Here is a 24,937-nt window from a genome sequence, read left to right as displayed (position 1 = left end):
CGCCGGAGCTTTTCGATCATGAGTGGCTCCGGTCGCGCCAGACGGAGGAGGAGCCATGCCCGAGACCACGTCCCGTGTCGCCGTCAGGATCCCCCGCGAGCTTCCCGCCGCCCGGCTGACGGGCCTGGCGCGCCAGGCGGAGGAGGCGGGGCTGGACGAGGTGTGGGTGGTTGAGGACTGCTTCTACGCGGGCGGCGTCGCCACCGCCGCGACCGTTCTGGCGGCCACGCGGACGGTCACCGTCGGCATCGGGGTGTTGCCCGTGGTCGCCCGCAACCCCGCCATCGCGGCCATGGAACTCGCCGCGCTCGCCGCGCTGCACCCCGGCCGCCTGGTCGCCGCGTTCGGACACGGCGTCGCCTCCTGGATGCGGCAGATCGGCGCGTATCCCTCGTCGCCGTTGGCCGCGCTGGAGGAGACGCTGGTCGCGGTTCGCCGGCTGCTGGCCGGCGAGCGGGTGTCGATGGCCGGGCGGCACGTCCACCTGGACGAGGTCGAGCTGGAGTTCCCGCCCGCCATGGCGCCCCCGGTGCTGGCCGGCGTCCGCCGCCCGAAGTCCCTGGCGGTCTCCGGGGCCGCCGCCGACGGGACCATCCTCGCCGAACCCGCCGCGCCCGAGTACGTGCGCGCCGCCCGTGAGGTGATCGAGCGGGGCCGCGCCACGCCGGGCGCGCCGGAACGGCACTCGGTGGTCACCTACAACTGGTTGGCGCTGGACGACGACCGGGACCGCGCGCGGGAGCGGGCGCGCCTGACCGTGGCCTCCTCACTGACGCCGGGATCGCTGCCGCACCTGTCCCCGCTGCCGTTCGGCGCGGAGCTGTCGGCCGTGGTCGAGAGCAGCGCGACCACCGAGGAGCTGGCCGCCCGCCTGCGTCCTGAGTGGATCGACCACCTCAGCGTCTGCGGCGACCTCGACCGGTGTGTCGAGCGGGTGCGTGCGCTGCACGCGGCCGGCAGCGAGTCCGTGGTGCTCCTGCCCCTGCTGGGCGAGCCGGAGGAGGGGGCAGTGGAGGCGGCCGGGCGGATCGCCGCCGCGCTCCGCGCCAGGTGAACGGCGTTCCTGGTGACCTGGTGGCCCGCCACGAGACGTGTGGCGGGCCACCGCGGGAACTCGGGTTGGCAGGGAGGGAGCCGACGTTCGCCTCACGGATGTGCGGGACGGGGGATCTGGTCCGTTCCCGTCCAATCCACAAGCGACTGTCTACTCAGGACAAAACTGGCCTTCTCGCCATGCGGTGACGGTGTGTCAGCATGCGGTCACTTGTCGCCGAACCACGCGCGGAGGGCCGCGCCGGTCTCCGGGTTGGCCGGGAAGAACGACTCGATCGCCAGCTCGGAGACCGTCACGTCCAACGGGGTGCCGAAGACCGCCGTGATGCTGAGGAACACCAGCTCCTGGCCGCCGTGCCGGAAGTGCAGCGGCACCACGACCTCGCCGGGACCGGGCAGCTCCATCTCGGGTTCCGGCTGGTCGCAGGGGTAGGACCGCAGCTCCTCGTACAGGGCGGACAACCGGGCGTCCCCGGTGACCGCGATCTGGCGGCGGAGGCGGCCGAGCAGGTGCGCCCGCCACTCGCCGAGGTTCGCGATGCGGGGAGCCACCCCGTCCGGGTGCAGGCTCAGCCGCATCACGTTGACCGGCGGGGCGAGCAGCTCCGGAGCCACGCCCTCGGTGAACAGCGCGAGGCCGGCATTGGCGTCGATCATCGTCCAGCCCTGGTCCACGACCACCGCCGGGTACGGCTCGTGCCCGCCGAGCACCTGCCGGAGCGCCGCCCGCACCGCGTCCATCTCCGGGGCCTCCATGCCGCGTTCGGGGTAGACCGGCGCGTGGCCCCCGGCCAGGAGCATGCGGTTGCGCTCCCGCAGGGGCACGTCGAGCCGCTCGGTGATCCGCAGGATCATCTCGCTGGTCGGCCGGGACCGCCCGGTCTCCAGGAAGCTCAGGTGCCGGGTGGAGATCTCGGCCTGGAGGGACAGTTCGAGCTGGCTCAGCCGACGCCGTTGCCGCCACTCCCGGATCAGCTCCCCGACCGGGCGCTGGTGCGAGGGGGCGGCCTCGGCGCGCCGTGCCGTCGTCCGCGTGTTGGTTGCCACGGCCCGACGCTAGGCGAGCGCCTGCGCCCCCGCCATTACCTTCGAGGTAATCGACGTGGTGACCGTCCACCCCGCACGATCGTTCTCGTCAGCCCGGCCGGCACGGACCGGCCAGGGCGCCACCCGTCCCGACCCTGTGGGAGGAACACGTCATGAGCGACGTTCAGGAGCTGGTCGAGCGGTACATCGCCACCTGGAACGAGCAGGACCCGGCCCGTCGCCGCGCGGCGATCGACGCCATCTGGACCGAGGACGCCAGCTACGTCGACCCGATGGTCGTCGCCGAGGGCCGCGACGCGATCGACGCCACCATCGCGGCCGTGCGACAGCAGTTCCCCGGGCTCTCGTTCCGGCTCGGCGGGGCGGTCGACGCCCACCACCACCTCGCCCGCTTCACCTGGGAGCTGGCCGAGGGCGACGGCGAGGCCGTCGTGGTGGGCTTCGACGTGGCGGTGCTGGCCGAGGACGGCCGGCTGCGCACCGTGCACGGGTTCCTGGACAAGGTTCCCGCCTGAGCGCACCGAGCACAGCCGCACCGAGGGAGCCGGACCACACCCGTGGTCCGGCCCCTCGGCGTCGTGACGTTGTCCCGAGGGACGGTGGCTACACCCGGGACAGACTTCGGGGAAGCGCCGGCCAGGACACCGGGGCCTCGGCCAGGTTCCGCGCGATCGCGGCCCACTGGTCCACTGTGACCTGTGCGGCGGGTGTCCCCGCCCCGACCCCGGCCGCCCCCAGCGCGCCGCGCACCCGGCGCAGCCCGCTCACGTCGGCGACCAGCGCCTGAACCGTCCTGTGTGGACTGGAGTAGGCGGCTCCGAGCAGCCACCACAGCGAGGCGGACACCCGTGGCCCGACCCCGGGCCGGGGACGGATCGACAGGTGCGCGGCGTCCACTGTGGGCGGTGGGGTGAAACACGTCCGGGAGACGCGCTGGCGCAGTGTGAGGTGGAAGCGGGACGCCCACCACGCCGTCTCCAGGTCACGGGGGCTGGGGCGGGTCATCCGCCGGGCGAACCCCCACTCCACGACCAGGTCCGCGCCGGCCATCCGGGTCGTGGGGGACTGGAGCAGTCGCCGCAGCAGGGCCGTGGAGAGCGCGAACGGGATGTTCGCCACGACCCGGTAGGGACGACGGGGAAGCGGAACGGTCCGCACGTCGGCGTGGATCACGCGGACGTTGCCCGTGTCGGCGAACCGTTCGGAGAGGCGGTCGACGAACCTCGCGTTCCGTTCGACCGCCAGCACCCGCGCGCCGGTCGCGGCGAGCGGCGCGGTGATCGCGCCGGCTCCGGCGCCGAGGTCGAGGACGAGGTCGTCGCGTCCCACGCCGGAGGACCGGACGAGGTCCGCGGCGACCGCGGGGGAACGGAGGAAATGGGTTCCGTGGTGGTTGGGCGCGGAAGCACGCGCTGGCATGCGCCATCACATCCAGACTCTGAGGAAGGGCCAGGGAGTCCTGATGCGCCATGCCCGTGGTGTCCGGCGACGACCGGTGATGGCCGGTGATGGCCGGGAGACGGGCACGACGGGGCGACGGCGTGCCAGTGACCGTGGAGGTCACGCCGTGGAGATCACGCCGTCGCGCTCAGAGGCGGATGCGGAAGTAGGCGAAGAAGAGACACGCGCACGCGGCCATGCCGCTGACCGTAGACAGGCCGTGGGGGAGTGCCCAACCGAATTCCCCGCGCCTGGCTTCAGGCGCGGGTCGCGTGACCGCCGGCTGTCAGCGCGGCAGGTCGAGGGCGGCGAGCAGCCGGTCCACGGTGCTGCCGAGGTTCCAGCGGTCCCGCAGCGCGACCGCCCGTTCCCGGTCGACCGGGCCGGCCGGCACCGCGTCGCTGGCCCGGTCCTGGCGCACCGGCGCGTCCGTGACCACCCGGACGACGGCCGGAGCCGCCTCCAGGTACTCCCGCGCCGCCACGAGCTTCGCGCGGGCGGCTGGCTTGAGGCGCGTGTCGACGGGGTCGTGGGCGGCGGCGAGCAGGGCGTCCAGCGATCCGAACTCGCGCACGAGCCGGGCGGCCGTCTTCTCCCCGATCCCGGCCACGCCGGGCAGGCCGTCCGACGGGTCGCCGCGCAGCACGGCCATCTCCGCGTAGGCCTGGCCCGCGTTCCGCTCGGGCAGGTCGTAGCGGGCGGCCAGCTCGGCGGGGCCGACCAGCTCCGCCCTGCCCAGGCCCCTGCCGGCGTAGAGCACCCGCACCGGCGTCGGCTCGTCCCGCACCACCTGGAACAGGTCGCGGTCGCCGGTGACCACCACGACCGGGTCGGTCCGCTCCCGGTGGGCCAGCGTGCCGATCACGTCGTCGGCCTCGAACCCCTCGGCCTCGGCCGTGGCCAGGCCCACCGCGTCGAGCAGCTCCATGATCACCGGCACCTGCGGGGTGAGGGTGTCCGGCACCTCCTCGGCGTTCGCCTCGGGGTCGGCGACCCGGTGCGCCTTGTAGGAGGGCAGGGCCTCGACCCGGAAGGCGGGCCGCCAGTCGGCGTCCAGACAGGAGACCAGCCGGCGGGGCCGCAGGTCGGTGATGATCTTGGCGACCATGTCGGCGTAGCCGCGTACGGCGTTGACCGGGGTGCCGTCCGGCGCGGTCATCGACTCCGGCAGGGCGAAGTACGCCCGGAAGTACAGGCTCGCGGCGTCCAGCAGCACCAGGGGAGCGGTCACGGCCGACAGCCTGCCAGGAGGAGCCGACATCCCGCCGCCGACCCTCGCTCGCTCTCGCCTGTGGGCGGAATGCTTTCAGTGTTGATCAAAGTTTTTCCTGCCGCTCCCCGTGGTCAGCGGGTGTCGAGAAGGCTTTGCCAAGAACACTTTGCAAAGGTTCCTTGGTGATCTAGGGTCGCCGCCGTGACCGAGGAACCAGACCAGCGCGTCGAGCGGACACTCGACGCGCGCAGCCTGCGCGGTCTCGCGCACCCGCTCCGCGTCCGCATCCTGGAGCTGCTGCGGGCCGACGGCCCGGCCACCGCGAGCGGCCTCGCCGTCCGGCTCGGCGAGAGTTCGGGCACCACCAGTTGGCACCTGCGCCAGCTCGCGGAGCACGGCTTCATCGAGGAGGACAGGGAGCGCGGCACCCGCCGCGAGCGCTGGTGGCGCGCCGCCCAGGAGACCCTCCGCATCCGCACGCCCGACCTGCGGGCGGTTCCGGAAGCCGAGGGGGCGCTGGACATCGTCCTGCGCAGCGTGCTCGACCTCAGCACGAGCCGCGTCGCCGACTTCCTGTCCCGCCGCGCTGACCTCGGCGAGGAGTGGGACGCGGCGTCCTCGCTGTCGGACTGGGCACTGCACCTGACTCCCGGCGAGCTGCGCGCGCTCAACGACGAGATCCAGGCGGTCGTGGAGCGGTACCGCAGGGAGCGGAGGGCGGGTGACCGCCCGGTGGTCGTGCAGCTCCAGGCGTTCCCGCGCCCCTCGCGGGAGGACGGGGAGTGAGACGCCTTCCTCTGCTCGCGGTGCTGACGGCCAACGCGATCTCGATCGTCGGCACCTCCATGACGTTGGTGGCCGTCCCGTTGTTCGTGCTGCGCGCCACGGGCAGCGCGGGCAGCGCCGCCGTGGTGGCCGCCGCCGAGACCGCCGGGCTGGGCCTGGCGTCGGCGCTGGCCGGCCCGGTGGTCGACCGCCTCGGCTGGCGGCGGGCGAGCGTGGTGTCGGATCTGTTGGGCGCGGTCGCGGTGGCGTTGATGCCGCTGGCCCAGGCCGCCACCGGCCACTCCGTGGGCCTGCTCGCCGCCCTGGCCGGGGCGCTCGGCGTGGTCAAGGGGCCGGGGGCGAGCGCCCGGCACGCGCTGCTGCCCCGCCTGGTCGAGCACGCCGGGACGAGCCTGGCCAGGGCGTCCGGGGCCTACGAGGCGGTGTCGCGCGGCGGGTACATGCTCGGCGCGCCGCTGGCCGGCGCGTTGATCGGCTTCGTCGACCCCGCGTGGGTCCTGCTCATGGACGCGGTGAGCTTCGTGCTGTCCGCCGCGCTGGTGGGGACGCTGACCCGCCCCGTGCGGGAGAGGCAGGACCACGCGACGGGCGAGGGCTACCTGCGTCAGCTCCGCGACGGGGCGCGGTACCTGCTCAAGGACCGGCTGATCCTCGCGATCGTGCTCATGGTCATGGCCACCAACGCGCTCGACGCGGGCATCGCGTCCGTGCTGCTCCCGGTGTACGCGGAACGGGTCCTGCACAGCCCGCTGGCGCTCGGGGCGCTGTTGAGCGCGTTCGGCGCGGGTGCCCTGCTCGGCGGCGTGCTCTACGGCTGGTTGGGGCCACGCCTGCCGATGTGGCCGCTGTACACCGTGGCGTTCTTCCTGACCGGCGCTCCCCGCCTGCTCACGCTCGCGGTCGACCCGGGCGTCCCGTGGCTGGTCGCCGTGATGCTCGGCACGGGGATCGCGGCGGGCACCCTCAACCCCCTGCTGGCCGTCGCGGAGTTGCGGCGCGTGCCGGAGGAGCTGCGGAGCCGGGTCTACGGGGTGATCGTGGCGGCGTCGCTGGCCGGGACGCCCGTCGGTGTGCTGATGGCCGGCGCGACGGCGGACGGGCTGGGCGTGCGGTGGGCGTTCGTGGTGTACGGCGTGGTCTACCTGCTGGTCACGCTGTGCCCGCTGGTCTTCCCCGTGTGGCGGCGGCTCGGGGAGCCGGCGAAGGGCGCGCCGGCCCGCCCCCGGGCGGACGCGGCGGCGGTGGCGGCGGATTAGGCTCAGCGCCATGTCGACGACGACCACTCCCGCACTGGACCCCGAGGTGTTGCGCGCCCGGCTCGACCGCGCCGGCGCCGCCGCCGCGAACGCCGATCTGGACGCGCTGCTGGTGACCCCCGGCTCCGACCTGCGGTACCTGCTGGGCGTGGGCGGGGAGTCGTTCGAGCGACTGTCCTGCCTGGTGCTGCCGGCGGCCGGCGCCTCGGGCGCGCCGGCCCTGGTGCTGCCCAAGCTGGAGGAGCCCGGCTACGCCCACGTGCCGACCGACGCGCTCGGCGTGGAGGTCGTGACCTGGGTGGACGGCGAGGACCCGTACCAGATCATCAACACCCTGCTGCGGCGCGGCGGCGCCACCCCGCGCCAGCTCGCGGTGGCCGACATGATGCCGGCGCTGCACGCCCTGCGCCTGCGCGACGCGGTGTCCGGCGCGCACCAGGTGCTCGCCGGCCCGGTGATCCGGGAGCTGCGGATGCGCAAGGACGCGGCGGAGATCGCGGGGCTGCGCAAGGCCGGCGAGGCGATCGACCGCGTGCACACGCGGATCGCGGAGTGGCTGCGGCCGGGCCGCACCGAGGCCGAGGTGGGCGCGGACATCGCCGAGGCGATCGTGGCCGAGGGCCACACCGAGGCCGCGTTCGTGATCGTGGGCTCCGGCCCGAACGGCGCGAGCCCGCACCACGACCTGTCGGACCGCCGGATCGAGGTGGGCGACGTCGTGGTGGTCGACATCGGCGGCCCGGTGGCCGAGGGCTACAACTCCGACTGCACCCGCACCTATGTGATCGGCGAGCCGGCGTTCGACGACGTCCGCGCGACCTACGCGGTGCTCCAGGCCGCGCAGGAGGCGGCCGTGGCCGCGGTGCGCCCCGGCGTGACCGCCGAGCAGATCGACGCGGCGGCCCGCTCGGTGATCGCCGACGCCGGGTTCGGGGAGTACTTCGTGCACCGCACCGGTCACGGCATCGGCCTGGACGTGCACGAGGAGCCCTACATCGTGGCCGGCAACGACCTGGTGCTGGAGCCGGGCATGGCGTTCAGCGTGGAGCCGGGCATCTACCTGCCCGGCCGGTGGGGCGCCCGGATCGAGGACATCGTCGTCGTCACCGAGGACGGCGTGGAGCGGTTGAACAACACGACGCGGGACCTGGTGTCGCTGCCCGCGTGAGGAGTTCGGGGTGAACCAGCTTGAGCCCATCGACCGGGCGATTCTGCGGGAGCTGGCGTCGGACGGCCGCGTCAGTTACACGGAGTTGGCCGAACGGGTCGGGTTGAGCGTGTCCGCCGTGCACCAGCGGGTGCGCCGGTTGGAGCAGCGCGGCGTGGTGAGGGGGTACGCGGCCCGGCTGGACGGTGACCAGATCGGGCTGGGGCTGACCGCCTTCATCTCGCTGACACCGATCGACCCGGCCGCGCCGGACGACTACCCGCAGCGGCTGGAGCACCTGCCGCAGATCGAGGCGTGCTACTCCGTGGCCGGCGACGAGTCCTACATCCTGCGGGTGCGGGTGGCCTCGCCGTCGGGGCTGGAGGACCTGCTGCGGCAGATCCGGGAGGCGGCGAACGTGTCCACGCGGACGACCGTGGTGCTGTCGACGCCCTACGAGGACCGGCCACCGGCCGTCTGAGTCCCGTCCCGGTCCTCCCTGGTCCTGTCCTGACGCCCGGTCCCCTGTCGCGCGCGTGTCGCGGGGCGGGGGACCGGGCGTGTCAGGAACGGGAGGAACGCCAGATGCGGCCGGACGAGCGGGTGGTCAGGTCGGCGAACACCCGGACGTGCACGCGCCACGGGTCGAGGCGGAGCAGCACGAGGGCGGGGTCGTCGACGGCCATGCTCAGCGTCTGGCCCGGGTCGTAGCCCAGCGGCTGCGGCGCCTCGCGGAACATGTCCCACACCCGCTGCTTGACCTCGACCTCCTCCACCCAGCTCGCGCGGCAGTCCACGAAGACGGTGTCGTGGGCGGGCGACCAGTAGGAGCAGGACACGTAGGGGTTCGCCGCCACGTGGGCGGCCTTGACCGGGGTCTTGGTGGTGAGGACCCAGCCGACGGGCTGCCCGCCGGGGACTTCCCAGATCGGGTGCAGGATGCGGGTGCGGGGCCGGCCGAGCCGGTCGACCGTCGCCACGGTGCACCAGGCGATCTCGGTGGTCAACCGGAGGAAGTCGTCGCGCAGGTCGGCGAACGAGCCTGTGGTCATACCCACAGTTTGATGGACGCGATCCAGGAGATCATGACCCGTGTTCACCTCTGAGGTCAGTTCGTTCACCGTCGATCTCGGTCACCGCGGGTCGGCCCTCGTCGAGCGGGGGATGGCGGTGTGAGCGGGCAGGAGCCCGGACCGCGCCGGTTGGGGCGTCGCGGACCGCTCGTTCCCCGCGTCGGCCTGGGCACGTGGCGGCGGTTCGACCTTCCCGAGGACCAGCAGCACGTGGCGGACGAGGTCGTCGCGTCGGCGCTGGCCTGCGGCGTGCGGCTGTTCGACACCGCCTCCGTCTACGGGCGCGCCGAAGAAGCGCTGGCCACCGCCCTGGGCGACCGACAGCCGGAGGCATTCCTCGCCACCAAGATCTGGAGCGAGGACGTCGCGGAGGGACGCGCGCAACTCGACCGGCAGCTCCACCGGTTCGGCGGTCACGTCGACCTGATCCAGGTGCACAACCTCATCGGCTGGCGTGAGCACCTGCCCTGGCTGGTCGAACGCCGGGAGGCGGGAGACGTCGGCCTGGTCGGGGTCACCTACCGCCGGGACCACCACATGCCCGGCTCCGGCTCCCGCGACGACCTGGTGGAGGCGATGCGCTCGGGCATGGTCGACGTCATCCAGGTGCCGGTGAACCCTCTGGAACACGCCGTCATCGCCGAGGTGTTGCCGCTGGCCGGCGAACTGGGGCTGGGCGTGCTGGCCATGCGCCCCTTCGCCGAGGGCGAGCTGCTGCCCGGCCCCGCGCCCGAAGACCTCACCGCCACCGGGTGCGCCACGTGGGCCGAGGCACTGTTGCGCTGGACGCTGTCCACGCCCCATGTCACCGCCGCGATCCCGGCCACCAGCAGCCCACGGCACGTCGCCGCCAACGCCGCCGCCGGCGCGGCCCCGCCCCTGACCCGCCAGCAGTGGGATCTCATCCACCGCCTCGCCCGCTGATCTCTCCGATCCCTGATCTCCGTCGGCCGCCCTCGGGCCTTCCCACACCCAGAGCCTCGACCGATGATGTTTCATGAAGCGATGACCCTGTTCCGCCCCACCCGAGATCAAGAATCGGTAACGCCCTGGTGTTAGCCCAGGTCGTGAAGGGTCCTCCCCGCACACGCGGGGGTGAGTCGCCCAGGAGCCGCGCCAGCAGCACCGCGTAGAAGTCCTCCCCGCACACGTGGGGGTGAGTCCGATCCACTTGTTGTCGGTGGCGGCGTGGCGCGTCAGGTCGCCGATCGCCGCCGCGTTGACCCCGGGTGCCGACCACCACACCCGCAGTTGAGACCGCGTTGAACGGGACACCCGCCACCACCCCGACCCGGTGTCGTCGAGGTCCACAACCAGCCATCGCCGGCGACGCTGACAGTGGTCAGGGCGACGTCGATGCCTGCCGATGCGGGCGGCGACATCCCTGGTGGCCTCGGAAGTCCGCGACCGTCACTTCGAGGGTGGTCGTGGCCGAACGCGTGACCGGGGCGTTGATGTCGCTGACCTTCCTGGTGGCCAGAGCGTTGAGGGTGCTGGTCACTTCCTTGACCGCCCCGGCGACGTTCCATGAAGTCGTTGTTCTCTGTGCCGTGGGGAACGGGTGTGATGGGCCAGTGTCGGGCGGCGATGTCGGTGCACGCCTGCCCCGTGTTGCTCTGCGGGTCTTTCAGGCTGTCGGCGATACGAGCCGGCACGGCGTAGGGGTGCTGTCGAGCGCATCCGCCATGGCGCGATCATGGAGTGACGTACAGTCCCCGCCCGTCCCATGGATGGCAAGAGCAAATGGTCAAAACCCGTGCCTTGGCTGGATAGAACACCAGGTCAGGAAGTGTCGGCCCCGCGCACGCGGGGATGGTTCCAGAGCAGCGGCGGGTCAGGGGCCCTCCGGGAGGTCGGCCCCGCGCACGCGGGGATGGTTCCCGCGCGCTGAGACCGCCGCCGGCTTGGGCCTCGTCGGCCCCGCGCACGCGGGGATGGTTCCGGCGGGATGCCGGCCTTGCCCAGCGCGTCGCGGTCGGCCCCGCGCACGCGGGGATGGTTCCAAGGCGCCCGGCACCTCGCGCCTGGTGCCGTCGTCGGCCCCGCGCACGCGGGGATGGTTCGCGATGCGGCGGGCGCAGGCCCGCGAGGAGGCCCGTCGGCCCCGCGCACGCGGGGATGGTTCGAGAGAGAGGTCCGGTGCCAGGTACCCGTCCCTGTCGGCCCCGCGCACGCGGGGATGGTTCTGTGCAGATAGCGGCGGGGCGACATTTCGACCGGTCGGCCCCGCGCACGCGGGGATGGTTCCGCCGGCCGCCCTCGCTACCAGCAGATGGTGCGGTCGGCCCCGCGCACGCGGGGATGGTTCGGAGGTGACGCAGCCGGGATGCCGTGATCTGGGGTCGGCCCCGCGCACGCGGGGATGGTTCCTGGCTGCTCATGGTGTGCGGATCGCGGCTGCCGTCGGCCCCGCGCACGCGGGGATGGTTCGGAGGTGACGCAGCCGGGATGCCGTGATCTGGGGTCGGCCCCGCGCACGCGGGGATGGTTCCCGGACACCGACGACGACGGCCTGCCCGAACTCGTCGGCCCCGCGCACGCGGGGATGGTTCGCAAGCGGATCGCGGCCATCGCGGTGTTGGGCAGTCGGCCCCGCCCACGCGGGGATGGTTCCTCCACAGTGGACAGTCCCCGCGCCCCGGGGTTGTCGGCTCCGCGCACGCGGGGATGGTTCGAGCTGGCCGGGCCGTGACATGGACATCCCGGCATGCCCACCGAGATCCCCACCGACCCGCGCACGGTCCGCTGGGAAGCCCTGGTGCTGGGCGAGGGCGAAACCCGCGTGGCCGCGCTGCTGGCCGACCACCGCGCCCGCGCCGACGCGCCCGGCGTGATGTGGCTGGACCCCATCCCGACAACACCGGCCACCGGCGGGGACACCCGGCAGCACGCGCCACCTGGCCCCGAACATCAACACGGGTGTACCGCCTCCTCAGGATCAAGGCAGACTCCCAGATATGGAAGAGCTCTGGCCCCCGCCCACCATCGAGGTCGCTGATGTGATCCGGTCACTGTGCCAGCGCCTCTTGACGGAGGCAGACTCCTTGACCGACGCCCTCGCAGGACCCACTCTCGTGGCTCAGAAGGATCCCGCCCTGCTCTCGGACGCATCGCTGGTCGAGGAGGACCGGCACGTGAACCGCTCCGACGTGGTCCAGTGGCTGACCTCGAACATCCAGCGACCGGGGCGACGGGTGGAGCCCTACGTCGGCCCGAGGACGACGGCGTACCTCGGCGATCTCGTTCCCCGTGGCATCGCGCCTGATCTCGCTGGGGGCTGGCGGGTGGCACTCGGGATCTGCTGGCGCCGATGGCTGAAGGAATGCGTCGCGCACTGTGCGGACCCCGACCTCCTTGTGGAGGTCCTGGACGTGTCGGCGAAGTCGATGGTGCAGTACGCCCTCGACTCGATTTCGGCGCTGCGCGAGGCCCGCCTTGTCGCTGCGACGGGTAACGCGGATGCCGAGGCGATCGCGCTGATCCAACTGATCGCCAGCGGAGCGCCGGTGGCGGAGGATGTCGCTGAGGTGCGCCTGCGCTACCGCATGGCGCGGTGGCACGTGGGTCTCGTCTTGTGGGTCGACAGCCCTCGGCAGGTCGACGCCCTGGACGAAGCGATCGCGGCGGTGCGCTCCGCTGCCGCGGGGCGAAGCGCCTTGGTGGCCCGTGCCTGTGCCACGTCGCGTTGGATCTGGCTCTCGGGGGCGGACACCCCGGACCTACAGCCTGTCGAGGGCGTCATGGCGAGGGCTGACGAGGTTCGCGCGGCGGCAGGAAGGCCTGGGCGTGGACTCGAAGGGTTCAGGTCCAGTCACCAGGACGCCCTCGCGGCACAGGCGCTGGTCATCCGACTCGGATCCGACCGGCGTTTCACGGCCTACGCCGACGTCGAGCTGATTGACGCCCTCACGAAGGATCGCGCCAGCGCACGCCGGTTCGTCATCAACACTCTCGGTCCGTTGGCCGAAGCCGACACCGTGTTGCGGCAGACACTCCTCACCTACGTGCAGTGTGGCTTCAACACCACCCGGGCGGCCGCCAACCTCTACGCGCACCGGAACACCGTTGAGCGGCGGGTCTCGCGTGCCAACCGGCTGTCGGTCGTCAAGGTCGAGGACAACCCCACCCATGTCGCGGCGGCACTCCTCGTGCTGGACATCGCCCCTGACATCGTGGCGACCAGTCCAAACTGACCTCGCCCAGCGGATGGTCGAGAACCGCACCTCGGTCCTGGTCGCCGCCACGCTGTCGTCCTGGCCCGAACCAGGTGGGCACAAGGAGGAGAAGCGGCGTCTGACGTTGAAGGACGTTGTCGCGGTCAGACGCCGCTTCCGGCGACGAGGCGCAGGTCAGCGAGCCCCGAACTCTGGCCGTCGCGACGGCCGGCGTGGGTTCGAGCCTTCGCACTCCTCGGGCACGCCTCACGCGTGCCCCAGGTCAGCGGCCGCTCTGAGGTGATGGTCACGAGCACGGGATGTTCCCGCGTGCACGGGTCAGGCCCCTGGCCCGCGAAGGCCGATCAGCGCACACGGGCGGCAGCGCGAAGGGCGCGGCGCCGACTGCCGTTGAGCAGGTCGGTGAAGCGGTCGACAGTCCACGCCGTGCGCAGGCCGAGCGGACCCATCATCGTGAAGGGAGGGAACTTCGGCTCCTTCGCCCAGATGCCGTCAAGATCCTCGGCTCGTGATCCGTCCACGATCAGGTCGGCGATGAGCGACCCGACGTACGGAGCCTGGGCCAGTCCGTGTCCGTTGCACGCGATCGAGTAGTAGATGTTGTCCTCGATCCGGCCGGCGACCGACAGCCAGGACGAGGTGATCGCGATCCAGCCGCCCCACGCGCGCGCCACGGCGACGTCGGCGAGGGCGGGGAAGCGTGTCGCGAAGGCACCGGCAAGCTCTTCGACGAGCTGCCGATCCGGGGCCTTCGCCGGCAGGGGGTACGTCCTGCCGCGCTCGATGCGTCGAACGCCGATCACGATGGTGTTGCGCGGGGTGAGGCGGTAGTGCTCCATGATCTGGTGCTGGGTGATCACCCCCGATCGGCTGCTCCACCCCAGCGCGGCGATGCGCTCCGGGGCGATCGGCTCCGTCTCCATCTCGATGAGCCACATCGGCACCGAGAGGCGCTTGGGGGTGATGTCCCACTCCCCGGAGTAGGCGTTCGTCGCGAGCACCGCCTTGTTGGCGTGAACGGTGCCGCGGGGGGTTGAGATCACGACCTTGCCGCCGTGCCGCGTGACGTCGGTGACCTTGGTCTTCTCGAACACCCGAGCCGGCGATGAGAGCAGGGCGCGACGCACTCCCCGGCTCAACTTGCCGGGATTCAACATTCCGCCCAGGCTCTCGCGCATGCCGCCCACGAAGCCGCGGGGAATGCCGAGTTCCTCGCTCGTGCCGACATGTCCATGTCCGCCGGCGCGCCGGAGGATCGCGGCCACGGTACGAATCCTGAGCATCTGTCCATGCCCCACCGCGGCCAACGCCAGGCCGTTGGGCTCGTAGTCACACTCGATGTCGTGGGTCTTCATGAGGTCTTCCACGAAGCGTGCGGAGTTCTCGGCCAGCCGCACCATGCCGGGCAGCGCCTTGGGGTGGAGGAGGCCCAGCAGTCGGAGGTCCCCACCCGGAACGCTTGCGATCTGCCCTCCGTTGCGGGAGCTGGAACCGTAGCCGCAGAACTGGGCCTCCAGCAGCACGACGTCCTGACCGCGCTCGGCGAGCCGTAGCGCCGTCGCCATGCCCCCCATGCCTCCGCCGATCACGGCGACGTCGCACGTGAGGTCGCCCGCGAGCGCTGGGACGACGTCCGCGGGCGGGTCGATCCAGCCACTGAAGGTGCTGTACTCGACGTTGTCGATCCTCATGATGTCGCGCTCTCCTTCTGAGTCGGCTGTGCGTGCGTGGTCATGTTGTGGTTGTGCAGCGCGCGGTATGCGAGGAAGTAGACGAATCCCTGGGCGCCCCACGTCGTCAACGCGGCGGTGTAGAAGAGCGTGCGGTTCGCGTCATCGAAGGAGAACGGGAAGAAGTCGTAGGTGATCGCGATGACGGATGCCACGCCTGTGACCAGTACCGTCCCGACCGCCAGTTGTCTGGCGCCGGCATCCCAGAGCCGCTTGCCCACGTACACGAGGAACAGCGTCGTGAGCACGTTCACCACGACGTAGACGGTTGCGGGGATGACGTGGAGTTCCTCGCCGAAGAACTGCCCCAGGTAGAGCCCGCCCGCGATGGCGAGGCCGAAGACACCGATCTCCACGGCGAGGGTCGGCTTGTAGCGATGCGTCGCGGTCATCAGTCCCAGGACGAGGATCAGCGTGATGCCAACCGACCGCGAGAACGCGTCGAAGAAGCCCGCCACGTCGTAGAGGACGCTGCCCTCGTCACCCCCGAGCAGCGACCAGAGGAGAAAGTTGCTCCCCGATATCGCGACGATCATCCATTCGAGGCCGAGGAGGTAGTTGCCGTACCGCCGGATGAGTCTCCACCCGAAGAAGTAGCCGACGACGGTCATCCAGAGATCGGCCAGCAGGAAGACCGCGTCCTTCACCGTGTCGGCTCCTCGCGGGCATCGTGGGACAACAGGGCCGCGACCCGTTCGGCGGCGCGCTGTCCTGTCAGGACGGCGCCGTTCATGGTTCCTGCCCACTCGCCCGCGGTTTCGGTACCGGCCCAGTGGACGCGCCCGTGGGGCTCGGTGAGGGCGCTGGCGTGGCTCACGGACGCGTAGGGGGGAACGGCGGGATTCGGGCCGCCGGGGGCGAACGGTTCCGTTCCCCAGCAGTGGTCGACGTAGTCGATGGGGGAGTTGGCCCGCGGGCCGTACAGGTCGACGAGCTGTCGGATGACGCGGCTGCGTCGGTTCTCGGGGCTGAAGCCGTCGAACACGCGAGGGTCGCAGAAGGCCATCAGGACACCCGGCCCTGTGTCGTTGGGCGACACGTCGAACGTGATGAACACGGTCCCCGTGTCGGTCAACGCCTCACCCGAAAGCCCGTCGGCACGCCAGAAGGGCTCGTGATAGGCGACGAACGCCTTGCTCAGCGCACCCATGCGCCAGGTCTTCGTCAGCCCCTCCGACTTCTCCGGCAGGGCAGGTTGGAACTCGATGTCGGCCCGATGCGCGGGGGCGGCGGTGACGATGACGTACTTGGCCTTGATGGCGTCCGAGTCGGTGCGGACAGTGACCCCGTTGTCGTCCTGTGTGATTCGGCGAACCGGGGATCCCACCACCACGCTGTCCCCGAGTCGCTCCGCGAGCCGCCTCGCGATCTCCTGGGTGGTTTCGGTGATCCGGTCCTGTTGCTGCCCGCCCTCGACGTCGAGCATGTGGTCGATTCCCCCCGCCGCGCGGATGTAGCGCAGTGCGTGAAGCAGGGAGACGTCTCCCGGGCTACAGCCCCACTGCACCTTGCTGACGATGGTCATCAGCGCACGGGTGCTGCCCAGGGCGTGCTTCTGGTCGAGCCATTCGCCGAACGAGATGTCGTCGAGCCGGCTGGCGTGGGGGGACTCCCAGGCCGCGTCGACGTTGATGGTCGAGACCAACTTGTTCAGCGCCGTCTGGATGCGGGCCATGTCCACCATGGCCGCCGGTGAGACCATGGGAAGAGTGCCCGTGTAGGTGTGACGTCGGCCGGCCATCCACAGGACGTTGTGACCCCGGTTGAACTGGCTGGTCGTACCGCACCCCACTCGGCTCGCGAGGCTGCGGATCGCGGTGTGTCGCCGTGCGACCCACGTTGCCCCGAGGTCGACCTTGACCCCGGCCACCTCGCCGGAGAGCGATCGGCCTCCCACCCGGTCGCGACCTTCCACGACCAGCACGGACACACCCATGCTCACGAGCCGCTCAGCGGCGCTCAGGCCGGCGAAGCCGGCACCGACGATCACGACATCGACCGAGGTGACCGTGGAGCCGCGCTCATGAGATTTCGCCATGGTTTCCTCCCTTGCCCACGCGGTTCGCGTGCCGCGAGATGTGTTGAGTGATTGGGTCGATCAGGGCCTCGGGAATGTGATGGCCCATTCCGGGAATGACGACGTGTCGCGCCGAGCGGATCGCCTTGACGGTCGCGGCGCCCCCACTCGGAGCCACCATCAGGTCCCGATCCCCGTTGATGACCAAGGTGGGAGCTGTGATCCCGCGAAGCTGGGCGGTCCGGTCTCCGGAGGCCTGGATCGCCTGGATCTGACGAGCCACGCCGGCGGCCAGGTCACCGGCGCCGCGATCCCATCCACGCGCCGCGATGGCGGCCTCCGCCGCGTCGTCGATCGGGTATGCCCGTCCCGCGATGTGCCGGGTGATCCGCAGGTGGGCACACACCGCCGCGGTTCTCGTTCGTGCCGGTCGGGCGGCGAGGAGCCGAATCGTCGACAGTGCCGGCTGGCCGACGTTCCGCGCACCGGTGGTCGAGAAGATGGAGGTCAGGGACAGGACTCGCCGAGGTTCCGTGGCGGCGATCGTCTGCGCGATCATTCCGCCCATGGATCGTCCGACCAGGTGAACCTGCTCGATCCCGAGATGGTCGAGCACGCCGACGCCATCGTTGGCCATGTCCGCCAGCGAGTAGGCATCACCGCGGGGACGGGCGAGCACCTGGCGCCACAGCCGGGGTGCCGGGGTGGCCACGAACGTCGACTGGCCGACGTCACGATTGTCCATCGCGATGACCCGAAAGGATCGGGCGACGAGTGCGCCGACGAACGAGTCGGTCCAGAAGGTGAGGTCCTCGCCCAGCCCGGCGATGAGCAAGATCGCGGGGTCGGCCCTGTCGCCCCAGTCCCGGAAGCAGATCGTCATCCCGGACGGGAGGGCCGCGTACTGGTCGACGCCTTCAGCGCCGCTCCTCTCAGACATGCGTTGACCGCCGGTCGTCAGGCAGCTTCGCGGCCGACCGACTGGAGCCGAACTTGAGATTCTCGTCGGCCACCGGACCACGCAGTGCCCTGGCGTCCTCGGGGTAGGACATCGCCATTCGCCACGGGGCGACAAGCCCCTGCTTGGGCAGCACCTTCTCGGCGCGCTTGGCGTAGCCGGCCTTGAGGTCCATGACCGGCTGGCGCGGCATCCCCGGGAGCGCGACCGGGACCACCCGGTCGTACCCGTGGGCATCCATGTGCCGGACCAGGTCGAGGAAGTAGCGGCACATCAGGCTCACCTTGAGCGTCCAGGACGAGGTGGTGTAGCCGATCGCCATCGCCCAGTTGGGTATCCCGCTCAGCAGCATCCCGCGGTAGCAGACCGAGTCAGCGACGTCGATCTCGCGCCCGTCGACCACGATCGGCATTCCGTCGAAGAGCCGCACGTTCAACCCGGTCGCGGTCACGATGATGTCGGCTTCCAGTTCCTCACCCGTGCTCAGCACGATTCCGCGTCTGCTGAACCGCGTGATCGTGTCCGTGACGACGGAGGCGGCGCCGGCCTTGATCGCAGCGAAGAAGTCGCCGTCCGGCGCCAGGCACAGCCGCTGGTCCCACGGGTCGTACGGCGGGTTGAAGTGCTTGTCGACGTCGAATCCCCGGGGCAGGCGCTTGATGTTGTGGCGCCGGATCAGCCAACGCCCGACCTTGGGGAACGCCCGCAGTCCCTTGACGATCGCGTGTTCGAGCCAGATGTTCTTGAACCTCGTTGCGGCATACCCGCGCTGCGCTCCGAGAAGCTTCGTCAGCGTCACAGCGACGCCGTCGACGCGGGGCGTCGCCATGATGTAGGTGGGGGTGCGCTGCACCATCGTCACGTGATGGGCGGCGCCTGGCCCGGTGGCCATGGCCGGCACCAGCGTGACCGCGGTCGCGCCGCTGCCGATGATGACGACCCTCTTGCCGCTGTAGTCGAGGGTCTCGGGCCAGTGCTGCGGATGAACGACAAGCCCCTCGAAGTCGTCGCGCCCCGGAAACTCCGGAGAGAACCCCTCGTCGTACCTGTAGTAGCCGGTGGCGGCGAACACCCATCCCGCGCGGATCGTCTTGGTCCTGGCCGATCCCGTGGCGGGGTCCGACACCTCGACACTGAGGGTCCACCTTGAGTCGTCAGAGGACCATTCCGACCTGACGACCCGGTGGCGCAGCCTGATGAGGCGCGCCAGGTCGTTCTCCTCGACTGTTTCCCGGAGGTACTCCCGGATCAGGTGGGCGTCCGCGATCGCGGACTCGTGGCGCCACGGCTTGAACTCGTAGCCGAAGGTGTGGAGGTCGGAATCCGAGCGGACGCCCGGGTAACGGAACAGATCCCAGGTGCCACCGATGTCATCGCGGCCCTCCAGCACGACGAGGGACTTGTCGGGGAGTTCTCGGCTGAAACAGGTCGCCGCGCCGATCCCGGAGATTCCCGCTCCGATGATGACCACGTCGAATTCCTCGACGGCGTCGAACACCTCAGATGGCATGGCTGGCAACTCCTCGCTGTTCCCGTCGCTGGTGGCTTCACTCTCACCAGCCATGACCTCCGGTCACAACGACAGCGAGCACCTCCTGCGCTCGGATCCGGTGCAAGATGCACCGGATCCGGTCGAGCGCCGCCGCTGTTCACGCCCCCATCGACGATCGAGCGGCCGCCCGCCGCGCAGCACGGGGTGCCGGTCCGCTCGGGCGCGACCGCGAGATCGCCACCGTCGACACCGAACTCGCCGTTCCTCGGCGAGGCCGGCCCCGTGCGCACCGAGGGGATCGGCGTGATCATCACGGGCCTGGCGGTGGCTCGTGAGCGCGGCGGCACCAGCGGGGCTGGTGAGTGATGCGACGCGGCCGCGGAGGGTGTGCACCGTTCTGGGCAATCGCGCCGTGCGCCTTCCCCCACGACCACCGTCCACCCGGCTTCGTCCTGTGGTCCGGCGCGGTGGAGGTGGTGGCACGGATGCCCGGGTCGTGCTGGTGGTCACCGAACAGGAGAAGTGGTTGGTGCCCGGTCACGTGGCATGGCCGGGCACCGCTGGGATGTCAGTGGTCAGCGTGCGGTCTCGTTGGCGGCGGCCTGGATGAGGTCGACGACGGCTGCGGGCTGGGAGGCGAGGCGTCGTCGGCGAGGGAGGTGAGCGGGTTCTCGACCGCGTGGATGTCGTCGTAGCCGCGCTTGTCCAGTTCCACGATGACGTTCGCCCAGTGGGCGGCGCCGCCCCAGAAGCCGTGGACGAGGACGATGGCGGGATTGCCGCGCATGGCGTGCCTTTCGAGGGGGTGGTGGTCACCATCAAGTGTCAGGTGACGCCGGCGCTCGTGGGGTTCTGTGACCGGCAGGCGGGTGAAGGCCCGATGGTGCGATCATGGAGCGACGAACAGTCTCCGCCCGCCCCACGGATAGCAAGAGCAAATGGTCAAAACCCGTGCCCCCGCCCGATAGAACACCAGGTCAGGAAGTATCGGCCCCGCCCACGCGGGGATGGTTCCCTGGAGAAGAGCCTGGGGGGGAGGACGCCGACATCGGCCCCGCCCACGCGGGGATGGTTCCGCCGGGCCGCTGATGACGCGCTCGGCCAGCTCATCGGCCCCGCCCACGCGGGGATGGTTCCGGTACCCGCAACCACCGACTTGATCACTGGTTATCGGCCCCGCCCACGCGGGGATGGTTCGCCGGCGAGCCGACAGCGAGCCATCGGCCCCGCCCACGCGGGGATGGTTCGTCGCTTCTCCGGGACCGAACGACCTTCAAGGGATCGGCCCCGCCCACGCGGGGATGGTTCCGACGTGCTCGCCGCCAAGCCGCCGGTGAGCCAATCGGCCCCGCCCACGCGGGGATGGTTCTTGAGGATCGCCAGCGTCGAGCTGGAATCCGCCATCGGCCCCGCCCACGCGGGGATGGTTCCTGCGCTTCTCGGCGACCGTGGCGATGGTCTCGATCGGCCCCGCCCACGCGGGGATGGTTCTTTCACACAGGAACTGCTCCCACCGAGGGCAGGCGTCGGCCCCGCCCACGCGGGGATGGTTCGTACCAGTACGGCCGGACGCGGGAGGAGGTTCAGTCGGCCCCGCCCACGCGGGGATGGTTCGATGCGCGCCAAGCTGGTGTCCCGGCATCTCGCATCGGCCCCGCCCACGCGGGGATGGTTCCTTCCCTTCCTCGTATTCAGCGGCGCTGGCGGGATCGGCCCCGCCCACGCGGGGATGGTTCTCCCGCCAGCGGCTTGCACCGCCGTGACAGCGGATCGGCCCCGCCCACGCGGGGATGGTTCGCCATCCACCCCGGTCTCGGTCTCGCCCGCGTCATCGGCCCCGCCCACGCGGGGATGGTTCTCAGGGCCTTCTATGTAGATCTGCTGCCAGGGCATCGGCCCCGCCCACGCGGGGATGGTTCGGTTCGGGGACACGCCTCCGCTGGCGTGAGCGCATCGGCCCCGCCCACGCGGGGATGGTTCCCGGTAGCGGACGGTCGGGACGTTCGCGGGACGGTCGGCCCCGCCCACGCGGGGATGGTTCTCGCGCACGTCCGAACGTCCGCGCCGGATGCTCGTCGGCCCCGCCCACGCGGGGATGGTTCCGCGCTCGGCCGCCCGGGCGTGCTCACGACGGAGTCGGCCCCGCCCACGCGGGGATGGTTCGCACGGATGCGGAGATCACCCCCGTGCCGGGCGATCGGCCCCGCCCACGCGGGGATGGTTCCGCCCCTGACCGCCCTCGCCGCCAGCTACCTGGCGTCGGCCCCGCCCACGCGGGGATGGTTCCCTCTACGACCGCCGCCGCGGTCGGGTTGCCATGTCGGCCCCGCCCACGCGGGGATGGTTCCGCGCTGCCGAGCTCGCCGACCGGCTCGCAGCCGTCGGCCCCGCCCACGCGGGGATGGTTCCGTCGAACTGACGATCCGTGAGGTCATCGCGGAGTCGGCCCCGCCCACGCGGGGATGGTTCCCGGTAGACCCCGACCACCCCGGTCTCCAGCAGGTCGGCCCCGCCCACGCGGGGATGGTTCGGCGCGCGCGAGGGACCCGGCGGCGTCGGCCACGTCGGCCCCGCCCACGCGGGGATGGTTCCGCGCGGGCGGCGTCGGCGACGGCACCCGCCTTGTCGGCCCCGCCCACGCGGGGATGGTTCGTCCCCCCGGATAACCCGCCACCCGCGTCGCCGGTCGGCCCCGCCCACGCGGGGATGGTTCCTCCACCAGGTCCCGCACGACCCGCCGCAGCACGTCGGCCCCGCCCACGCGGGGATGGTTCGGTGACGGTCGGAGGTTTGATCAGGACTTTCCTGTCGGCCCCGCCCACGCGGGGATGGTTCCGCGATTGAGCCCCCGCCCCGGTACAGGGCCTTGTCGGCCCCGCCCACGCGGGGATGGTTCCAGATCTCCACACTGCGTCAGGAACTCGCTGGGCGTCGGCCCCGCCCATGCGGGGGTGAGTCCATCAGCGACGGCCACTTGGCAGATGGAGACCTATCCTCCCCGCGCGGAGTAGCTACCGGTGGTTCTTCTTTGTCCACACACGGAGCCGCCAGGCGGCGCAAGTTTCCGCCATGTTCGCGCGTCTTGCGCTAGCGGGTGTCGAAGCGGTGGTGGAGCGGTACCGCCAGAGGCCGGCGGTGTAGGCAGGGCGTGTACATCGGTCCTGCGCGCACCACCTCGACGCACGTGTCAGCCGTGTGCGCATGTCAGCCCATGTGCGCGACGCGCACGGGGCTCATTCCGCTCGCGATTTCCTTTGTGGTGGCTGGAAGTCCACCTCTCCCGCGAGCGCTCCACAGAGGACGGTCCGGGCCGGACGGGTCGTCGCCAGTTCCGTTCCCCGCCGGAACACGTGGAGGCGGGCGGGCAGGCGGCGCAGGGCGTCGGCGGTGTCGCGCGCGTCGAGGACCACGAGGTCGGCGGGGCGCCCCTCGGCCAGGCCGTACCGGTCGCCGAGGCGGAGGAGTTCGGCTCCCGAGGTCGTCACCATGTCCAGCACGGTGTCGAGTTGGTCGCTGCCGCTGAGGTGGCCCACGAGCGCGGCGAGCTGGGCGACGGCCAACAGGTCCCCGGTGCCGAAGGGGAACCACGGGTCCATGACGGAGTCCTGGCCGAGGCCCACGGTCACGCCCGCCTCGACGAGCGCGGCGAGCGGGGCGATCCCGCGCCGGGTCGGCCCGGTGTCGAAGCGCCCCTGGAGCGTGAGGTTCACCCCGGGGTTCGCCACGACCCCGACCCGGGCCCGCCGCAACCAGCGGGAGAGACGGAACAGGTGGGCGGGGGAGTACGAGCCCATCGCGGTGCAGTGGCTCGCCACCACCCTGCCCTGCCAGCCGTGGCGCAGGGTCTCGGCGACGACGGTCTCGACGAACCGGGACCCTGGGTCGTCCGTCTCGTCGCAGTGCAGGTCGACGTCCCGGTCGAACTCCCTGGCGAGCGCGAAAACCCGCTGGACGTGCGCGACGCCCAGCTCGTCGCTGGGCTCGTAGTGCGGGATGCCCCCGACCACGTCGCAGCCGAGTTCGAGGGCGCGGCGCAGCAGCCGTTCGCCGTCGGGGTGGCAGAGGAGCCCGTCCTGGGGGAAGGCGACGAGCTGGATGTCGCAGTACTCGGCCAGCTCCGCGCGCACGTCGAGCAGGACGTGCAGCGCGGTCAGCTCGGGCTCGCAGATGTCGACGTGGCAGCGCAGGTGCAGGGTCCCGTGGGCGACGAGCCAGCGCAGGACGGTCAGCGCGTTGCGGCGGATCTCCTCCGCCGTCAGGGTCGCCTTGCGCTCCTCCCAGATCTGGATGCCCTCCAGCAACGTGCCCGACCGGTTGTGCCGGGGCTCGCCGAGGGTCAGGGCCGAGTCGAGGTGGATGTGCGCGTCGACCAGCGGCGGCGTGACCAGCCGGCCGTCGACGTCGAGGACCCTGGCCGCGGGCAGCCCGGCCAGGTCCTCGTCCACGCGGACGAGGACGCCGTCCCGGACCGCCAGATCGAGGAGTCCTTCCCGTCGGGGCAACGCCGCCCGGCGGATCACGAGGTCCGCGCCGTCCCGCGGGGTTCGGGGGCCGCCCTGACTGCTCATGCTCCTCCTCGGATGCGCGGGGACGAACCTCCGCGTTTCGTCAGGAACCCCGAGCGGGCCAGGGTGTTTCCCATTCCGGGAGGGCGTTCCGCCGCTCCGGGTTCGGCATGTCGGCCGAGCCGGCCTTCGACGTTCCTGACGGTCGGGTGAGGCCGGAGTGTAGGGAAGCGCTCCCCGCGAGGCCACGGTTCTTTCCGATGCCTGCCAACAATCACCGCGTCCCGGCTTCCCCCTCGTCCAGCCGGGACGCGGAAAACCCGCGGCAGGGAAAACCCACGTGGAACACGTGGAACAAGACGACAAGGCGAGGGTGGGGCGAAGCCGGGAAGATCCCGTCCTCGACGGTGGTTCGTGCTTTCCGTCAGGCTCAGGCTCTTCCCGGGTCAGGCGAGAGTGGGTGGCCGCTCCGCCCAGTCGGGCACCTCGGCCACGAGGCTCTCGGGCGCCGACAACCGCCACGCCTCGAAGACCAGTTCGGACAGCTCGTCGACGTCGATGCCCTCCAGATGGACCACGACCCACCCGAAGCCGCCCGCCGTGAACTGCACCTCGAAGACGTCCGGCCGCTCCGCCACCAGCGCCTGTTGTTCGGACAGCGTCTGCTTGAGGCCGACGGTCCGCGTGCGCGGCCAGTAGTAGCCGAATCGCTTTCCGCGCACGCTGTAGGACGTGTACTGCTCGCCCTCCGAGCGTTCCACGTCGACAAGAGCGTCCACTATCCGGAAGAACTCGTCGCTACGTACCGTCATCAAAGCCCCCCAACAACATGTCCGTGCGGAGTATAGGCGCGCCCCCTGACACTCCCCTCCGACAAGAACACCAGGAACACAGGGAACATAGGGAACACCGGGAACGCGGGAAACGAGAACACGGGAACCAGAAGCGCCGCGGACACGAACCCGGGAGACACGAACGACGCGAACACGAACCCGGGAGACACGAGACCGGGAGACACGAACGCAGGAGACACGAACATGGGAGG

20 protein-coding genes and 2 CRISPR repeat arrays are annotated in these 24,937 nt (G+C 71.3%); of the genes, 8 read left to right on the top strand and 12 right to left on the bottom strand.

From position 1 onward, the window contains the following. Positions 1–55: 55 nt before the first annotated feature. A complete protein-coding gene (locus tag LX15_RS09365) occupies positions 56–1,054 on the top strand; it encodes an LLM class flavin-dependent oxidoreductase (protein WP_253669125.1) in 999 nt (332 codons plus the stop codon). Positions 1,055–1,260: 206 nt separating this feature from the next. On the opposite strand, the gene LX15_RS09360 is transcribed toward LX15_RS09365, so the two are convergent. After that, on the bottom strand, positions 1,261–2,100 hold the full coding sequence (locus tag LX15_RS09360; protein WP_253669124.1) for a helix-turn-helix domain-containing protein: 840 nt from the start codon (positions 2,098–2,100) through the stop codon (positions 1,261–1,263). 152 nt (positions 2,101–2,252) lie between these two features. Between LX15_RS09360 and LX15_RS09355 the strand changes: the two genes are divergently transcribed. Further along, positions 2,253–2,615: a nuclear transport factor 2 family protein gene (locus LX15_RS09355; protein WP_253669123.1), complete on the top strand. Its 363-nt coding sequence runs from the start codon at positions 2,253–2,255 to the stop codon at positions 2,613–2,615. An 88-nt stretch (positions 2,616–2,703) separates the two neighbouring features. Here LX15_RS09355 and LX15_RS09350 read toward each other — a convergent pair whose 3' ends face one another. Beyond that, complete coding sequence (locus LX15_RS09350) at positions 2,704–3,519, bottom strand: 23S rRNA (adenine(2058)-N(6))-methyltransferase Erm(C) (protein WP_301304297.1); 816 nt, start codon at positions 3,517–3,519, stop codon at positions 2,704–2,706. Between the two features lie 307 nt (positions 3,520–3,826). Then, the gene (locus LX15_RS09345) at positions 3,827–4,801 is read right to left on the bottom strand and encodes a 5'-3' exonuclease (protein WP_253669121.1); all 975 of its coding nucleotides are present in this window, start codon (positions 4,799–4,801) and stop codon (positions 3,827–3,829) included. Between the two features lie 153 nt (positions 4,802–4,954). Between LX15_RS09345 and LX15_RS09340 the strand changes: the two genes are divergently transcribed. From LX15_RS09340 to LX15_RS09325, 4 genes are read left to right on the top strand one after another with little or no spacing between them, the layout of a single operon-like run. Continuing rightward, positions 4,955–5,539 carry an ArsR/SmtB family transcription factor gene (locus LX15_RS09340; RefSeq protein WP_253669120.1) on the top strand — a complete coding sequence of 195 codons (585 nt, stop codon included), beginning with the start codon at positions 4,955–4,957 and terminating at the stop codon, positions 5,537–5,539. After that, on the top strand, positions 5,536–6,795 hold the full coding sequence (locus LX15_RS09335; protein ID WP_253669119.1) for an MFS transporter: 1,260 nt from the start codon (positions 5,536–5,538) through the stop codon (positions 6,793–6,795). Before LX15_RS09340 ends, LX15_RS09335 begins: the two co-directional genes overlap by 4 nt. A 10-nt stretch (positions 6,796–6,805) precedes the next feature. Beyond that, on the top strand, positions 6,806–7,963 hold the full coding sequence (locus LX15_RS09330) for a M24 family metallopeptidase (protein WP_253669118.1): 1,158 nt from the start codon (positions 6,806–6,808) through the stop codon (positions 7,961–7,963). 10 nt (positions 7,964–7,973) lie between these two features. Further along, positions 7,974–8,423 (top strand): Lrp/AsnC family transcriptional regulator, encoded by a 450-nt coding sequence (locus LX15_RS09325; RefSeq protein ID WP_253669117.1) that lies wholly within the window; start codon positions 7,974–7,976, stop codon positions 8,421–8,423. An 82-nt stretch (positions 8,424–8,505) separates the two neighbouring features. Here LX15_RS09325 and LX15_RS09320 read toward each other — a convergent pair whose 3' ends face one another. Continuing rightward, positions 8,506–8,994, bottom strand: coding sequence for a pyridoxamine 5'-phosphate oxidase family protein (locus LX15_RS09320; protein ID WP_253669116.1), 489 nt, complete (start codon positions 8,992–8,994; stop codon positions 8,506–8,508). Positions 8,995–9,114: 120 nt separating this feature from the next. Here LX15_RS09320 and LX15_RS09315 point away from each other — a divergent pair, with 120 nt between their 5' ends. Then, positions 9,115–9,939 carry an aldo/keto reductase gene (locus LX15_RS09315; protein WP_253669115.1) on the top strand — a complete coding sequence of 275 codons (825 nt, stop codon included), beginning with the start codon at positions 9,115–9,117 and terminating at the stop codon, positions 9,937–9,939. Between the two features lie 867 nt (positions 9,940–10,806). Further along, positions 10,807–11,689: a CRISPR direct-repeat array (repeat unit 28 nt; unit sequence GTCGGCCCCGCGCACGCGGGGATGGTTC). 400 nt (positions 11,690–12,089) lie between these two features. Then, positions 12,090–13,208, top strand: a complete 1,119-nt coding sequence (locus LX15_RS09310; protein ID WP_253669114.1) for a helix-turn-helix domain-containing protein — start codon at positions 12,090–12,092, stop codon at positions 13,206–13,208. Between the two features lie 326 nt (positions 13,209–13,534). Here the strand turns inward: LX15_RS09310 and LX15_RS09305 are convergent, their stop codons facing one another. The 8 genes from LX15_RS09305 to LX15_RS09270 all read right to left on the bottom strand — a co-directional run bounded on the left by LX15_RS09305 (position 13,535) and on the right by LX15_RS09270 (position 24,704). After that, positions 13,535–14,881, bottom strand: coding sequence for an NAD(P)/FAD-dependent oxidoreductase (locus LX15_RS09305; RefSeq protein WP_253669113.1), 1,347 nt, complete (start codon positions 14,879–14,881; stop codon positions 13,535–13,537). Further along, positions 14,878–15,567, bottom strand: a complete 690-nt coding sequence (locus tag LX15_RS09300) for a transporter (RefSeq protein ID WP_253669112.1) — start codon at positions 15,565–15,567, stop codon at positions 14,878–14,880. Before LX15_RS09300 ends, LX15_RS09305 begins: the two co-directional genes overlap by 4 nt. Beyond that, a complete protein-coding gene (locus LX15_RS09295; RefSeq protein WP_253669111.1) occupies positions 15,564–16,910 on the bottom strand; it encodes a flavin monoamine oxidase family protein in 1,347 nt (448 codons plus the stop codon). The genes LX15_RS09300 and LX15_RS09295 overlap by 4 nt, the downstream gene beginning before the upstream one ends. A gap of 31 nt (positions 16,911–16,941) precedes the next feature. Next, positions 16,942–17,877 (bottom strand): alpha/beta fold hydrolase, encoded by a 936-nt coding sequence (locus tag LX15_RS09290; RefSeq protein ID WP_253669110.1) that lies wholly within the window; start codon positions 17,875–17,877, stop codon positions 16,942–16,944. Next, positions 17,870–19,405, bottom strand: coding sequence for a flavin-containing monooxygenase (locus LX15_RS09285; protein WP_253669228.1), 1,536 nt, complete (start codon positions 19,403–19,405; stop codon positions 17,870–17,872). Before LX15_RS09285 ends, LX15_RS09290 begins: the two co-directional genes overlap by 8 nt. Positions 19,406–19,955: 550 nt before the next feature. Then, a complete protein-coding gene (locus LX15_RS09280) occupies positions 19,956–20,174 on the bottom strand; it encodes a hypothetical protein (protein ID WP_253669109.1) in 219 nt (72 codons plus the stop codon). Between the two features lie 199 nt (positions 20,175–20,373). Further along, positions 20,374–22,345: direct repeats of the CRISPR family, unit length 28 nt; unit sequence GTCGGCCCCGCCCACGCGGGGATGGTTC. A 275-nt stretch (positions 22,346–22,620) separates the two neighbouring features. Continuing rightward, positions 22,621–23,955, bottom strand: coding sequence for a cytosine deaminase (locus LX15_RS09275; protein WP_253669108.1), 1,335 nt, complete (start codon positions 23,953–23,955; stop codon positions 22,621–22,623). Positions 23,956–24,338: 383 nt separating this feature from the next. After that, entirely contained in the window at positions 24,339–24,704 is a 366-nt protein-coding gene (locus tag LX15_RS09270) for an MmcQ/YjbR family DNA-binding protein (protein WP_253669107.1), read from the bottom strand. Positions 24,705–24,937: the final 233 nt, after the last annotated feature.

Origin of the sequence: Streptoalloteichus tenebrarius (genome assembly GCF_024171885.1) — a bacterium.
In the GTDB taxonomy this organism is placed as follows: Bacteria; Actinomycetota; Actinomycetes; order Mycobacteriales; family Pseudonocardiaceae; genus Streptoalloteichus; species Streptoalloteichus tenebrarius.
This window is presented reverse-complemented; position numbering and strand designations above follow the sequence as displayed.

Excerpts from the sequence above, each read along its gene's own strand:
- LX15_RS09275 (WP_253669108.1), bottom strand. The coding sequence starts at position 23,955 with ATGAGCAGTCAGGGCGGCCCCCGAACCCCGCGGGACGGCGCGGACCTC.
- LX15_RS09365 (WP_253669125.1), top strand. The coding sequence starts at position 56 with ATGCCCGAGACCACGTCCCGTGTCGCCGTCAGGATCCCCCGCGAGCTT.
- LX15_RS09355 (WP_253669123.1), top strand. The coding sequence starts at position 2,253 with ATGAGCGACGTTCAGGAGCTGGTCGAGCGGTACATCGCCACCTGGAAC.
- LX15_RS09290 (WP_253669110.1), bottom strand. The coding sequence starts at position 17,877 with ATGTCTGAGAGGAGCGGCGCTGAAGGCGTCGACCAGTACGCGGCCCTC.
- LX15_RS09305 (WP_253669113.1), bottom strand. The coding sequence starts at position 14,881 with ATGAGGATCGACAACGTCGAGTACAGCACCTTCAGTGGCTGGATCGAC.
- LX15_RS09320 (WP_253669116.1), bottom strand. The coding sequence starts at position 8,994 with ATGACCACAGGCTCGTTCGCCGACCTGCGCGACGACTTCCTCCGGTTG.
- LX15_RS09285 (WP_253669228.1), bottom strand. The coding sequence starts at position 19,405 with ATGCCATCTGAGGTGTTCGACGCCGTCGAGGAATTCGACGTGGTCATC.
- LX15_RS09350 (WP_301304297.1), bottom strand. The coding sequence starts at position 3,519 with ATGCCAGCGCGTGCTTCCGCGCCCAACCACCACGGAACCCATTTCCTC.
- LX15_RS09270 (WP_253669107.1), bottom strand. The coding sequence starts at position 24,704 with ATGACGGTACGTAGCGACGAGTTCTTCCGGATAGTGGACGCTCTTGTC.
- LX15_RS09280 (WP_253669109.1), bottom strand. The coding sequence starts at position 20,174 with ATGCGCGGCAATCCCGCCATCGTCCTCGTCCACGGCTTCTGGGGCGGC.
- LX15_RS09345 (WP_253669121.1), bottom strand. The coding sequence starts at position 4,801 with ATGTCGGCTCCTCCTGGCAGGCTGTCGGCCGTGACCGCTCCCCTGGTG.
- LX15_RS09330 (WP_253669118.1), top strand. The coding sequence starts at position 6,806 with ATGTCGACGACGACCACTCCCGCACTGGACCCCGAGGTGTTGCGCGCC.